Genomic DNA, 13,764 nt, shown 5'->3' with positions numbered 1-13,764 from the left:
AGCCACGTCCTATCGCCACGCCCGTGCCGATGCCTTCGGGCTGTGGGCCGAGTATACCCGTGAAATGACCGCATGAATGCACGAGGTGCAGATCACTGCACCCAGCGGACAACAACTTGGCAATGCCGGTTGAGCGAGTGCCGGCCAGAGATGAACCTCAGCACATATTCTGCCAGCAGCGCGCGCGGCGCCTCGGGGTCGTCCTGCGGCCAGCGGTGGCCGTTCTCGATGCCGTCAAAGCCGATCTGGCGGCCGGCCTCGTCCAGAATACGTTCGGTGGGAATGTCGGCGCCCAGCGTCTGGTCGTCGTCATTGGCCCAGGCAATCGGGTTGGTCCCAAATTGGATCATTTTAGTCTCTCCTGTGGCGTGGGGTGCCCGCCGGGGCGTCAGTTGACCAGTCGTTGGCGGGTCATGTTCTCCAGATAGGTGGCATAGGCGGCACGTGATCGTTCGGTCTTACTTGCCGCCGGGACGGCGACGTCCCACCAATGGCCCGCGTCGCCGAAGCCGGGTCCTTCTTCGGCGCTGGTTTCGATCACGATAACGGTCGGAATGTCGCGGCCCCGCGCAAGCGCGACCTGCGCTTCCAGATCGGCGATATCGCGCGCCTTGATCGCATGCGCACCCATCGCGGCGGCATGGGCGACATAGTCGATCTCGGGCTGGGCCTCGACATTGCAATCGACATACATGTTGTTGAAAGGCGCGCCGCCGCAGCCGAGGGTCTGCAAGCGGTTGATGCAGCCGTATCCCCGATTGTCGGTCAGAACGACTGTGAAGGGCACGCGGCGCATCACCGCCGTCGCCAGTTCCGAATTCGCCATCATGTACGATCCGTCGCCCACGAAGCAGATCACCTCGCGCTCGGGCCGGGCGAGTTTCAGGCCCATGGCGCCGGCGATCTCATAGCCCATGCAGCTATAGCCGTATTCAATGTGATAGCCGCCCTGACTTGGTTGCCACAGCAGTTTCAGCGCGCCGGGCATGGTGCCCGCAGCGCACATGGCGATGGCATCCTCGCTGGTGGCGCGCTGGACCGCGCCGATGACCTCGGCGTCCAGCGGGCGATAGCCCTCGCCGCCGTTGCGCGGCTGGCAATGGGCGGTGACGGCCTCCAGCCATTCGGCGCGGATATCCGCATCGACGGCCACCGGCCTGTGATCGCCCAATGCTACGCTGATCTTCTCAAGCGCGACCCGCGCATCGGCCACCATGGGGACCGCCCCGTGCTTGACCGCGTCATGGGCGGCGACGTTTATCGACACCAGCTTGCGGTCTGGGTTCTGGAACAGCGACCACGACCCGGTGGTGAAATCCTGAAAGCGCGTGCCGACCCCGATCACCAGATCGGCGTTTCTTGACAGGAGGTTGGCTGCCGCCGAACCATCCACGCCGCTGGCACCGAAATTCATCGGGTGGGCCTGCGCCAGCGCCGACTTGCCAGCCTGCGTTTCGACCACGGGGATCTGGTGCTTTGTGGCGAAGGTGCCAAGGGTCTGTTCCGCATCGGAATAGATCACGCCGCCGCCGCAGACGATGACCGGGTTCGACGCGGCTTTGATCAGCCCAACCACATCGGCCAATTCGTCCGCATCCGGTTCCGGACGGCGCACGCGCCAGACCTTGGGTTCAAAGAAGGCAACCGGATAGTCGTAGGCCTCGGCCTGTACATCCTGGCAGAAGGACAGGCAGACCGGTCCGCAATTGGCCGGATTGGTCATCACAGCGAGCGCCCGCGGCAGGCAGGTCAGCAGGTGCTCGGGCCGGGTGATCCGGTCGAAGTAGCGCACGACCGGGCGGAAGCAGTCATTGGCCGACACGGTGCCATCCTCGAAAGCCTCGACCTGTTGCAGCACCGGGTCGGGGCGGCGGTTTGCGAAGACATCGCCGGGAATGAACAACACCGGCAAGCGGTTCACATGGGCCAGCGCCGCCGCAGTCACCATGTTGGTGGCGCCCGGCCCGATGGACGAGGTTACAGCCTGTGCCCGACGGCGCTTGTGCCCCTTGGCATAGGCAATTGCCGCATGTGCCATGGTTTGTTCGTTCTGGCCGCGCCATGTCGGAAAACTGTCGCCCGCGCCATGCAGCGCCTCGCCCAAGCCTGCCACGTTGCCGTGACCGAAGATGCCCCAGATCCCGTCGATGAACCGGTCGCCCTCTTCGGTCAGCTGCGCGCTTAGCCATTTTACCATGGCCTGCGCGGCCGTCAGTCGGATTGTGTTCGTCATCTGTATCACCCCTGATTGCTTGGGTTAGTCGCCTTGGCGCGGGCCGTGTCCCAGACCTCGCTCAGGCGGGCAAAACGTTCGGCCATCTGGGCCACGGCGGCATCGTCGCCCATTTCGCCTTTCAGCCAGGCCCGGGCCGCATCGGCAAAGATCGTGCGACCGACAGCGAAGCCCTTGACCAGCGGTTGCTTCGCAGCGAGCTCGAACGACGCAGCCAGCTCCGCCTCGGGGGCATCCAGACCGAGCACAACGATGCCGCGCGTATGAGGGTCGTTGCGCTCGATCGCCGAAACCGCATTGGCCCAGGCGGCCTCGGTCTTGAAAGGCTCAAGCTTCCACCAATCGGGATAGATGTCCGCGTCATAGAACTGCTGGATCAGGACCGCAGTCGTTATGTCGTCTACTGAGGCGACTTTCGAAGGGATGACCTCGAGCAGGAATTCTAGGTTGTTGCGGCGCGCGGCGGCAAACAGGCGTTTCACACGTTCTTCCTGCAAGGCGCGGATCTCGGGCGTGTCGTCGGGATGGCAGAACACGAGGAGCTTCACCACGTTTTCGCGTGCCCATTCGCGGAACTGTCCCAGGTCGCACCCCAATTCGGGCTCGAAAGCAATCGGGCGCGAGCCCGGCAATTCCGCTGGACGTCCGATCCATAGGCCAGACCCGCTGGCCGCGTGCAGAGCGGCGCGACCAATGCGGTTGTCGCAGAGGATGCCATAGCCTCGCTGACCGTTCTGGACCCTCAACGCAGCCTCGAGGCACAGTTTTTTGAAGGCACTGCCCTTTTGTTCGGTGTAGCCCGACATTTCCTCCAGTTGCATCCGGTGATCAAAGGCGAAGGTACGCACTGTCGACCAGTCGCCATGGCGGTTGGTGGCCCAGTGCACCTGCTCCAACTCCGTGTCATTGCGCAGGTCGGGCCGTTTGATGCCGCGCTTGAAGAAGAATTGCAGCTCTTCCCAGCTGGGATAGGCCGGGGTGCAGCCATGGCGACTGACGGCAAAGGCACCGCAGGCGTTGGCGTATTTGAGCGTTGTCGGCCAGTTTTCGCCATCCAGCCACCCCTTTAGCAGCCCAGAGAAGAACCCGTCTCCCGCGCCCAGAACGTTGAAAATCTCGATCGGGAAGCCAGGGCCGGTCTGACCGTCGTCCAGGCTGTCTGGAATCTTGCCTTCGAAGGCGACCGCCCCCGCCGCCCCGCGTTTACAGACCAGCGTCGCGCCTGAGACTTCGCGCACCGCGCGCAGCGCCTCAAGCGTGTTTGTCGATCCGCCCGCGATGTGGAACTCTTCCTCGGTGCCCACGATCAGGTCGAAGTAATGCAGGGTTTCCATCAGTTTGGCGGTGACTTCGGCGCTTTCGACAAAGCGGCTTTCGCCATCGCCATGCCCCGCGACGCCCCAGAGGTTGGGACGATAGTCGATGTCAAGCGCAGTTTTCACTCCATGCTTGCGCGCCAATTGAAGCGCCTTGAGCACGGCGGCCTTGGTGCGCGGATGGCTGAGATGCGTGCCGGTCGGGACGATTGAGCGGGTGAAGGCGATCAGCGCCTCATCGATGTCCTCCTCGCAGAGCGCCATATCGGCGCAATTCTCGCGATAGAAGATCAGCGGAAACTGTTCCTCGTCGCGGATACCGAGGATCACCAGCGCGGTCAGCCGGTCCGGGTCCGTCTTGACACCATCGGTATTCACGCCGTGGCGCTCCAGCTCCTCGCGGATGAAACGGCCCATGTGTTCGTCACCGACACGGCTGATCAGCCCGGACTTCAGGCCCAGTCGCGCGGTTCCGCAGGCAATATTGGTGGGAGACCCGCCAATGTATTTGTCGAACGACCCCATGTCCTCGAGCCGTCCGCCAATCTGCGTGCCGTAAAGATCCACGCCGGATCGGCCAATCGTTATTACATCGAGGGTCTTCATTGGAGTGGTCCTCTGGTTCAGGATGGCCAGGCCACGCGGGGCGGGCCTGGCCGGTATGCGATCAGGCCAACACGTCGGCGAGGGCGACCGGCTTGCTATTGTGAGCGGAAAGCGTCGAAGCTTCGGCCATGGCAAGAGCGTTCACCCCGTCGATCAAGGTGACCGGCAGGGCCGTGTCGCCGTTCACCGCGTCCACGAAAGCGGCCCACTCGGCGGCATAGGCCGGCATGTAGCGTTCAAGGAAAAAATAGGTTGGCTTGGCGCCAGTCACACCGGCAGTGGTCGACTTAATCACCGTGTTTTCCAGCATGTTCTGCGCCTGCAAGAGCCCTTCGGAGCCCAAAAGCTCGACACGCTGATCGTAACCGTAGACGGCGCGGCGCGAGTTCTTGATCACCGCGATGCGCCCATCCGCATAGGTCAGCGTCACAACTGCTGTGTCGAAGTCCCCCGCGGCACCGATCTCCGGGTCAACGATTGAGGTGCCGATGGCAGAAACCGTGACCGGTGCGTCGCCCATGAGGAAGTTGACCATGTCAAAGTCATGGATCATCATGTCACGGAAGATGCCGCCCGAGACCTTGATATAGGTGACCGGCGGCGGGGCCGGATCATAGGAGGTGATGGAGAGCAGTTCGGCCTTGCCGATCTCGCCAGCGTCGAGTGCTGCCTTCAGCGCGCCGAAGTTCGGGTCAAAACGGCGATTGAAGCCGATCATGACCGGCTTTCCCGAACCGCTGACCGCGTCCAGGCAAGCCCGCGCGCGCGCCAGGCTCAGGTCTACGGGCTTTTCGCAGAGTACAGCCTTGCCCGCCGCCGTCGCCGCCTCGATCAGATCCGAATGCGTATCGGTCGAGGTTGCGATCAGCACGGCGTCGATGGCCGGATCGGCGATGATCTCATCCGTGGAACGCGTCGCGCAGCCATATTCTGCCGCAAGCTTCTGCGCGTTCTCCGGGAGATAGTCCGAGACGGCGACCAGCGTGCTGCCGGGGTGCGAGGTGATCGCTTTGGCATGTACCCCCGCGATCCGTCCTGCACCAAGAAGTCCAACTTTTAACATCTGTATTGTCCTGTTTCAAAAATCAAAGAGTGAAGGCGGCGCGGAAGGCCTCAAGGGCCGCGTCCTCGTCGCCTCTGGCGAAGGCCTCCATGCCAATGGGGCCATGGTAGCCCATAGCCGCGAGGGCTTTGGCGACGCCGGAATAGTTGATCTCGCCCGTCCCCGGCTCGCAGCGGCCCGGATTGTCGGCAACCTGAATCTCGCCCACCCACGGCAGGCAGGCCTCACACCAGCGGATGAGGTCTCCCTCGCCAATCTGCGTGTGATACAGGTCGAGGTTGATGCGCAGCTGCGGACGGTTCACCGCCGAGACAAGCGATAGCACTTGCGCGGTCGATCCGAAGGGGCAGCCGGGGTGATCGAGCGGGTTGAGGTTTTCGAGCGTGAATACCACACCCTCCGCCTCGGCCAGATCGCAAAGCCGGTGCAGAGTGTCGCGTGCCCGAAGCTCCATCTCCGGCGAAAACGTGCCGTGTTGCGGGATCGGAATGCCGCCGTCACCCAGCCCAGTGCCATGCAGATTAAGACGGGACACCCCAAGACGCTTGCCGATCTCTACTGTCTCGCGCGCCGAGGCGACCAGCATCTTGGTGCCGTCCGGGTCGGTCAGACGGCCCTGAAGGTAGCCGTTCATGATGATGAAATCGGCCCCGGTCCTGGCAAGCGCATCGATATCCCATGTAGGCCAGTTCCACAGGCCAACGCCGAAGCCCATTTCCTTGAGGCGCGACGCGCGCCACTCCATGGGCCTGTCTTGCCAGAGCATTTCGGCACAGGCCGCGAGTTGAAATGTCATCTCAGATATCCTGCGGTTTGTAATCGGCCCGAGCGGCAGGCATCACGCCCTTCAGCAGGGCCACGGATTTTTCGAGCCCTTCGATGGAGTTCAGAAGAACGTCTTCGTGTTCAATCGACAGCCAGCCGTCATAGCCCGCCATTTTCAGCCGATAGCAGAACTGGCGCCACCACTCCTCGCCGTGGCCGAAGCCGAGTGTGATGTAGGACCAGCTCCTTGCGGGTATATCCATCAGCGAGCCGTTCTCTAGCAGGCTGGTGGTCGCTTGCACCGGGGCATTGAGCATCGTGTCTTTGGCGTGGACGTGGTAAATCGCCTCGCCCAGAGCCTCTGCTGCAAGCAGGGGATCGGCGCCCATCCAGAAAAGATGCGACGGATCGAGGTTTGCCCCGATCACCGGGCCGATCGCGCTGCGCAGCTTCAGCAGCGACGGCACGTTATAGACGCATTGGTTGCCATGCAGCTCAATCGCGATACGCTCTACACCGTTCTCACGCGCCAGATCGGCGATCCCCGTCCAATAGGGGATCAGCTTGTCTTCCCACTGGTAGCGTAGGATCGCCTGCGTCTCTGGCGGCCAGGAAGACACCACCCAGTTCGGCATGACGTCATCGGCGCTGCCAGCGGGAAGACCGGACATGGTGCAGACGGTCTTGATCCCCATGCTGCCTGCAACGCGGATCGTATCTGCGAGGCCCTGCCCCTGCACCGCATCTGTTGGGTGCAGCGGATTGCCGTTGGCATTCAGCGCGATGATGTCGAGCCCGCGTTCCGCGAAGGCGTTCGCGAAGGCCTTGCGCTTGTCCGGATGCGCAAGCATTTCCGCAAGATCGAAGTGCGGCGCACTTGACCATCCACAGGTATTTACTTCGACGCCGCTCACCCCCATGCGCACCGCATGGTCAAGCATCGTCTCGAATTTCATTCCGCCAAGGCTGTCGGATACAAAACCAAGTTTCATGCTGCCAACTCCTCTTTCGCGGCATAGAGCGCCGGTTTGGCTATTGTAGTGACAGGCTGCTTCAGCCCGGTGGCCAGCGCTTTCGCTCCTGCTTCCGCGACAATGGCGGCGCAGTACCCATCCCAGCAATCAGACCCGATCAGCGGGAATTTCCCGGTTTCAACAAAGCGCAGGAACGTCCGGTTTTGCTGGACATATGCCTCGTGGTAGCGGCCACGCCAATCACTGTCATAGCGGGTTGACGAAGCCAGTTTCATATCGGTCCTGGTATAGGCGACATTGTTCAGCGCGATGGACCCAGCCTCGCCGACCAGCTCGGCGCGAACGTCGTAGCCATAGGCGGCGTTGTTGTTCACCTCGATCGTCACCAACTGGTTGTCAGCGGTTTCCAGAACCATGAACACGGGGGCCACACGCGCGTCCGAGCGCTTGGGTTGCTGCGCGCTGATGGCGGTGAATTCAGTCGCCAGGACGTAACGCACAACATCAAACTCATGGGGGGCGGAGTTGGTGATCGCCATGGCACCAGTAAAATCCGCCGCCGGGGTCTCTACGTTGCGGTGGAAGTTGTGCATCATCAGCGCCCGGCCGATTTTCCCGGAGGTCAGCGCCTCACGCATTTCCGCATAGGATTTATCGAAACGGCGCATGAAGCCCAGTTGGACGAACCGGCGGCCTGCCTCCTGTTCGGCGGCCATGACTTCGAGACACTCGGCCGGGGACTGCGACAGCGGCTTTTCACTTAGAACGGGTTTGCGAAGCGCGATGCAGGCCTTTGACAGCGGCGCGTGGGTGAAGTCGGGCGAGGCCACAATCACAGCATCGACATCCGCGCGCGCAAGGGTCGCTTCGGGATCACTTGATACGTCCTTGGACCCGCAGGCATCCGCTACGCGTCTGGCACGAGCGATATCCATATCGCAGACGACTTGAAGCGTCGCGCCGGGAAGGTCATTCGCAACGATGCGCGCATGGTCCTCTCCCATTAGCCCTGCGCCGATGATGGCAAGTCGCGTCACAGCAAACTCCTTGTGTGCGGTCCGAACTCTCGGCCGGCCGATGTCTTTTTGACTTCTAGGTGAATGGAACTTGCGAGCGGACGGCCCGCCAGCCCGTCAAGCGTTGGATTGTGGGGCGTGGCCGCTGTGGCTTTCCGTGCGGTTTTCGATATTGGCTTCGAGATCCGCCATGGATTCCCCGCCCGCCATGAGATCCGCGATTTCTTCCCGGGATTTGTCACCTTTCCGGAAATCTGCCGCGATGGCACCGCGGATCAGCACCGCAAAGTGATCACCCACAGCCATGGCATGCATCACCTGGTGCGTGGTAAAGATCACAGCGAGACCCCGCTTCTTGGCCTCGTTCACAATGCGCAGAACATGGGCTGCCTGCTTCACACCAAGCGCAGCGGTCGGTTCGTCGAGGATAAGAACCCGGGCACCAAAGAAGACTGCGCGGGCGATCGCCAGCGATTGCCGCTCACCTCCGGACAGACCACCGACCAGGCGGTCGCCATCTGTAATCCGGGTGATACCCATCTTTTGGACTTCATCGACGGCGATCCGGTTGGCCTTGGCGCGATCAAAGATCTTGAATGGACCAAAACCCTTGGTCGGCTCGGAACCCATGAAGAAATTGCGCCCAATCGACATCAACGGATAGGTGCCGCCGAACTGGTGAACCGTCGCGATCCCGCGTTCCTGTGCATCGCGTGGGCTGGCAAAGGATGTGGGTTGACCGTCCATCAGGATCTCACCGCTGGAGGGCTGGTGAACACCCGCGAGCGTCTTGATCAAGGTTGACTTGCCGGCCCCGTTGTCGCCCAGAAGGCACAACACTTCGCCTTCACTTACATTAAGGCTGATGTTGTCGAGGACATCGATTGGTCCAAAGGACTTGTCAACGTTGCGCAGCTCCAAAATTGGCTTTTTGCTCGACATTGTCGCTCTCCTTACTTTTTCTTTGATGCCGACCAGTTGGTAGCCACTTTCCGGAAAGTGTCATTCATCAGGACCGCGATCAAAAGCATGACGCCGATGATGAGGAAGGACAGGTTCCGATCAATGTTGGTAAAACCGATCGCTTGGGTCACAATCGCAAGCGTCAAAGCACCAAAAACAATGCCGATGACGGTGCCGAAGCCACCCGTCAGCAACACCCCTCCGACCACAACCGAGATGATTGTGTTGAAGATTAATCCAAAATTCGCCTGCGAGGTTGCAGAATTGAACGTGATGACCTGCAATACTCCAGCGAAGGCCGTGGACATCGAGCACAACATGAAGAGACCAATCTTGAGACGCTTCACGGGAATACCAGCGTTGTGCGCGCTTCCCTGATCACCGCCAAGTGCGAAGACCCAACTGCCTTTAGGCGAATAATGCAGGAAAAAGACGAAGCCGCAGATCAGTCCGAACCACCAGAATACCGAAGAGTTGAAGCCGTAAAACTTTCCGCCAAACAGCGACTTGGCCCAGTCCGGTGCATGATAGAACGAGTTGGTCGTGTTGATGAAGAGGATCGACAGATACAGCGTCAAGCCTGCAACCGCAAAGAGCGTGGCCAGCGTTACGATGAATGACGGCACCTGTGTGCGGGTTACGATGAAACCGTTCACAAATCCGATTGCAGCACCAACTGAGAGTGCGGCGATGACGCCAACCAGAACTGGCATTTCATAGTGACCGCTTACGATGGCGACTGTCATGGTTGAGGCCGGCAGTACCGCGCCGGTCGAGATATCGAGTTCACCGGCAATCATCAGGAAGCCGACTGGAATGGCGATAATACCAACCAATGAGGCGTAGTTTACCCAAGTTGTCACGCCAGGCACTGACAGGAAGTTCCGGCCAAACCCGAAGACCGAAAAAATGATAAAAACGACCGCGAAGCCCATGAAGGCACCAGATGCCGGGCTGCGCAACAGGCCGCCGATCGAAATTCCCGTCGATGCAGATGCGTCGGGTGAAATGTTGGATGTAGTTGGATCGGTCAAAAGCTGAGACTCCGCTAATTCAACGGCAAGCGCCAAAAGCGACGCGCATTTCTTGGATCCGGCCCATACTGGCCGGATCCTGCGAACTGATGGTCTGAACTCAGCGTGCGCCGAGCTTCACACCTTCGATGGCTGTGGCGACGTTCGAGGCATCAACGATTGCCGGGCCAGTCAGAACTGGTTTCGTGGCAAGCTCGGTTCCAAATTTGAGGTTCGCGAACAGCATGGATGTCGCGAGGAAACCTTGCAAATAGGGCTGCTGGTCAATCGCCATGGCCTGAGTGCCGTTCGAGATGCGTTCGAGAACCGAAGCAGACATGTCAAACGTCCCGAGTTGGATCTCGTCAGTTTTGCCAAGTTGATCGATTGCAGATGCGGACGCGTCTGCGGCCCATGCCGCGAGGTTGATCACCGCGTCGATCGAAGGATCAGCAATCAACTCGGATTTGATTGCCTCAGACGTGCCCACCATGTCTTGGTCGAGGTTGGAGGGAACACGCAGAATGTAGACCTCTGCACCCGCTTTCGTGGCGCCGTCCTCAACACCCTGGCAGCGGGTTTCAAGGTTGACCGCACCCGGGTTCTGGATGTGGCAAAGTATTTTCGTTGCACCTTGCCCAGCAAGGTATTCACCGCCGGCAACACCAGCGAGGTACTCGTCGGAACCAAAGTAATTCAGCGCATCGTAGTCGGCCATCTCGGACTGGCCAGCATTGAACGACATGATTTTTACGCCAGCGTCGCGGGCAGCTTGCAACGCAGGTGTCTCGGATGCTGGGATCCAGTTCGGGATCGCGATGCCTTCGGCACCCTGCGCCACAGCCTGCTCGATTAACGACGCGAGGTCGGGACCAAAGTTGTCATAGTTCTGGGTCTGCAGGAAGTTCACGGTACCACCGTTCGCTTCGACCATGAGCGTCGCATCATCGACACCCTTCTTGACCATGTTCCAGAAACCGTCTTGCGCCGAACCAACGATAACGGCGACGTCCTGTGCGGCTGCGCCGGACGCCATCAATGCTGCTGTCGCCGCTGTGGCAAGAAATTTATTAAAAGTCACGTCGATTACCTCCTCTGATTTACCCGCCTCCCGACGGATCGACATTTGATGGCTCTTGCGAGCCGGGTAGACAGACGAACAGTCTTTGGGAAACGACATGTTTCCCAATGGGTTTCGTCTGGTAAGCTTGTGATCTGGCTGAGTTGACCGCGATTCAGGTCAAATGGCAGACGCCGCCGAAATCGCGCATCTCTCTCTCCTACTCCCTGGGACAGAGTATCGACGATACACGTTCCGCCGCATAGTACTGACGGTCGAAAATAATGATGTGATTTACATCATTATTGCGGTAGCAGTCGCCAAACTGTGGATATTTTGTAAGTTATGTCGTAAGTGTGGCTAGAGTCTAGTTTGATGCCGTACAAATCAAATTGGAGTCCAAACATGCCCAACGAATCTGACCTTTCACGCTGGACCGGCCCTACTATCGCCGAAATTGCCGCGTTGGCCGGCGTGGGCACTGCCTCTGTGGACAGGGTCATGAACAATCGGCCCGGAGTTAAAGAGAAAACCCGCGCGCGTGTCATGGCAGCATATGACAAGCTCATGCTAGAGCGCGGTGTCGGTGGCACCCTCGACCTGAGGCTGTTCTGCGAATCCGGCGAGGGTTTCAACAGCGCCATGTTGCAAGCGGCGACCCACGTCAACCGCACCGTGGCGGGCGCCTTGATCAATACGTATTTCGAAACAACAAGTGTGTTGGATCCGATGCGGTTCGCCCGTCGCATAATCGAGGATGGCGCAGATGCGCATGGCGTAATCCTAATCGCCCGCGAGCACCCGGCGATCAATGGCGCAGCCCGCAAATTGATGTCGCAAGGCGTGCCGGTGGTTTGTCTCACGACTGACTTGCCATCCTCCAGGCGGGCAACCTACGTGGGCAATGACCAGTATGCCGCCGGCAGTGTGGCCGGGCATCTGATCGGTCAAGTCCTGCCAAAAACCTCCGGTCGCATTTTGCTGGTTATGAGTGAAACATTTCGCAGCCAGCAAGAGCGCGAGATGGGTTTTCGGCGCGTTCTGCGCACGAGCTTTCCGCTTTTGAAGGTCGAAGAAAGGCTCATTTCCGACGACCAGCCGGAAACAACCCGCTCTCGTCTGGTGGCGCATTTCAAGGTACATGGTCTGCCTGACGCCATCTACAATACGGCCGGTGCAAACCGCGGTGTGGCTATGGCGCTGGCGGAATGCGACGCAGGTGAAACCATCTTTGTCGGGCATGAGTTGACGCCGCATTCACGTACGCTTCTTGAAAGCGGAGTAATGGACTTTGTCATTTCACATGACTTCGCAGGAGAAATGGCGCAGGCGGTGCGGTGGATTCTTCAGGCGAGGACAGGCGCTGCTTCTGATCCGCAGCCGTCGCAAGTCATGATCCATACGCGATACAATTGCAGCCTTTAGGAAGAGCTCTCCTGACCGCTATCCGCAACGTTGAGGCCAACTTGCAGTTGATGCTTGAAGCGCACTTCGCTGAAACTAATCTGTTCCGTGCCGTGCGGTAGCAAAAAATGGGTGGTTTTCCGCGATGCGGTCAATGGCCCAAGCGGCAACACTGTCAGTGCAAGACGGCAGATCCGTGACCCTGTCCAATGTGATGGACTGGATCCTCTCCCGGCCTGAGACCCCCAATGTTCCTGCCACATATTCATACAAGCCGGTATCGTGGCCCTAACCGGTACGATCGACCATGGCAGCGGCGAGTTTGACGATACGATCTCGATCAAGCCGAGCCGCATGATAGGATTTGTCGAGCCACACCAGCGATTTTCGGGCTGAACCTGCCATCGCGATGATTTCCTCGGCTGTCGCTTTGCCTTTAAATCGGCTCTGCCTCAATCTGTGTGGCGGAACGGTAGCATTCTCGCCCGCAACAATTCTGGACCGGCTCGGCCGTACATGGCGCGCTTGAGGGTCTTCAGGCGATTGATCTGACCTTCTGCTTGGCCGTTGCTCCAGGGCATCTCGATGGCGTTTTTGACCGCATCGAAGTCCCGGTTCAATGTGCGGGCAAAGCGCACGATGGGCGCCAGGTCGGTTTCGATCGCGTCGTCGGTCCATGCAGGGAGCGGGTCTGCTTCGCGGCCGCGCAGGATACCGTTGAACCGCATGGCGAGACAGCGCATCGTTGCGAAGGCGGGAGAGCCGGTCTTGAGAGCGTCGACTTTACGCGCCTGATCCGGGGTGAGCTTGCCGCGCGGTTTGATACACAGCGCGGCCGCGATGACCGGGGAAATCACGTGCCCCGTTTCCGGGTCCCGGACTGGCTCCAGGATTTTGTGCTCTACGGCGGGGGCCTTCGCTTGCTGTTCGGCTCTGCGCCAACCCGCCAGCAGCCGCTGCAAATGTGACTGACTCCCCTCGTAACCACAATCTCGGATCAGACGGAACAGGGCGCGTCCAGTTCGAATGCCGTCCTTCCAACTTTGGCTCAGGACCTCTTCAAAGTACCACGGCGAAGTCGGCTTCAAAGCGGCCCGCCTGCGGTCCGGTGGTGTTTCGAACTGCAGCCATTTCGCGATGCTGCGACGCGGGAACCCTGTCCGCCGCCCAATCTCACTGCAGGTAAGCCCCTGATTTCGCAGCGTATGAATGGTGGCGAAAATCTCTTCCCGAGACGTCCTGTGCGCAAGGCGGGACTTCAGAAGGCTTCCGGCAGCGGTGACGTTGTCGGCGTCGAACAACAGCGCCCTGCCGGTCGCACGGCCGTGAAGGTTCATCTGCTCCTCGATGG

General features: G+C 60.0%; 12 protein-coding genes. 1 reads left to right on the top strand and 11 read right to left on the bottom strand.

Going from position 1 to position 13,764, the window contains the following annotated elements:
• Positions 1-92: 92 nt before the first annotated feature.
• The 10 genes from PUT78_RS21590 to PUT78_RS21545 all read right to left on the bottom strand — a co-directional run bounded on the left by PUT78_RS21590 (position 93) and on the right by PUT78_RS21545 (position 11,075).
• Positions 93-350, bottom strand: a complete 258-nt coding sequence (locus PUT78_RS21590; protein WP_274354326.1) for an IolE/MocC family protein — start codon at positions 348-350, stop codon at positions 93-95.
• A gap of 38 nt (positions 351-388) precedes the next feature.
• Positions 389-2,233 (bottom strand): 3D-(3,5/4)-trihydroxycyclohexane-1,2-dione acylhydrolase (decyclizing), encoded by a 1,845-nt coding sequence (gene iolD / locus PUT78_RS21585; protein WP_274354325.1) that lies wholly within the window; start codon positions 2,231-2,233, stop codon positions 389-391.
• 5 nt (positions 2,234-2,238) lie between these two features.
• Positions 2,239-4,155: a bifunctional 5-dehydro-2-deoxygluconokinase/5-dehydro-2-deoxyphosphogluconate aldolase gene (locus PUT78_RS21580; protein ID WP_274354324.1), complete on the bottom strand. Its 1,917-nt coding sequence runs from the start codon at positions 4,153-4,155 to the stop codon at positions 2,239-2,241.
• Between the two features lie 61 nt (positions 4,156-4,216).
• Positions 4,217-5,218 carry an inositol 2-dehydrogenase gene (gene iolG / locus PUT78_RS21575; RefSeq protein WP_274354323.1) on the bottom strand — a complete coding sequence of 334 codons (1,002 nt, stop codon included), beginning with the start codon at positions 5,216-5,218 and terminating at the stop codon, positions 4,217-4,219.
• A 22-nt stretch (positions 5,219-5,240) separates the two neighbouring features.
• Positions 5,241-6,014, bottom strand: a complete 774-nt coding sequence (locus PUT78_RS21570) for a TIM barrel protein (RefSeq protein ID WP_274354322.1) — start codon at positions 6,012-6,014, stop codon at positions 5,241-5,243.
• Position 6,015: 1 nt separating this feature from the next.
• Complete coding sequence (locus PUT78_RS21565) at positions 6,016-6,975, bottom strand: sugar phosphate isomerase/epimerase family protein (RefSeq protein WP_274354321.1); 960 nt, start codon at positions 6,973-6,975, stop codon at positions 6,016-6,018.
• Complete coding sequence (locus PUT78_RS21560) at positions 6,972-7,994, bottom strand: Gfo/Idh/MocA family oxidoreductase (protein ID WP_274354320.1); 1,023 nt, start codon at positions 7,992-7,994, stop codon at positions 6,972-6,974. The genes PUT78_RS21565 and PUT78_RS21560 overlap by 4 nt, the downstream gene beginning before the upstream one ends.
• Positions 7,995-8,090: 96 nt before the next feature.
• The gene (locus tag PUT78_RS21555; RefSeq protein WP_274354319.1) at positions 8,091-8,915 is read right to left on the bottom strand and encodes an ATP-binding cassette domain-containing protein; all 825 of its coding nucleotides are present in this window, start codon (positions 8,913-8,915) and stop codon (positions 8,091-8,093) included.
• A gap of 11 nt (positions 8,916-8,926) precedes the next feature.
• Positions 8,927-9,970 carry an ABC transporter permease gene (locus PUT78_RS21550; protein ID WP_274354318.1) on the bottom strand — a complete coding sequence of 348 codons (1,044 nt, stop codon included), beginning with the start codon at positions 9,968-9,970 and terminating at the stop codon, positions 8,927-8,929.
• A gap of 100 nt (positions 9,971-10,070) precedes the next feature.
• Positions 10,071-11,075, bottom strand: a complete 1,005-nt coding sequence (locus PUT78_RS21545) for a substrate-binding domain-containing protein (RefSeq protein ID WP_274354317.1) — start codon at positions 11,073-11,075, stop codon at positions 10,071-10,073.
• A 339-nt stretch (positions 11,076-11,414) separates the two neighbouring features.
• Here PUT78_RS21545 and PUT78_RS21540 point away from each other — a divergent pair, with 339 nt between their 5' ends.
• Positions 11,415-12,434, top strand: a complete 1,020-nt coding sequence (locus tag PUT78_RS21540; RefSeq protein ID WP_274354316.1) for a LacI family DNA-binding transcriptional regulator — start codon at positions 11,415-11,417, stop codon at positions 12,432-12,434.
• A 431-nt stretch (positions 12,435-12,865) separates the two neighbouring features.
• On the opposite strand, the gene PUT78_RS21535 is transcribed toward PUT78_RS21540, so the two are convergent.
• On the bottom strand, positions 12,866-13,764 hold an 899-nt coding region (locus PUT78_RS21535; protein ID WP_274354315.1), incomplete at its 5' end, for a transposase.

Source organism: Roseinatronobacter alkalisoli, assembly GCF_028745735.1.
Taxonomy (GTDB): domain Bacteria; phylum Pseudomonadota; class Alphaproteobacteria; order Rhodobacterales; family Rhodobacteraceae; genus Roseinatronobacter; species Roseinatronobacter alkalisoli.
This window is presented reverse-complemented; position numbering and strand designations above follow the sequence as displayed.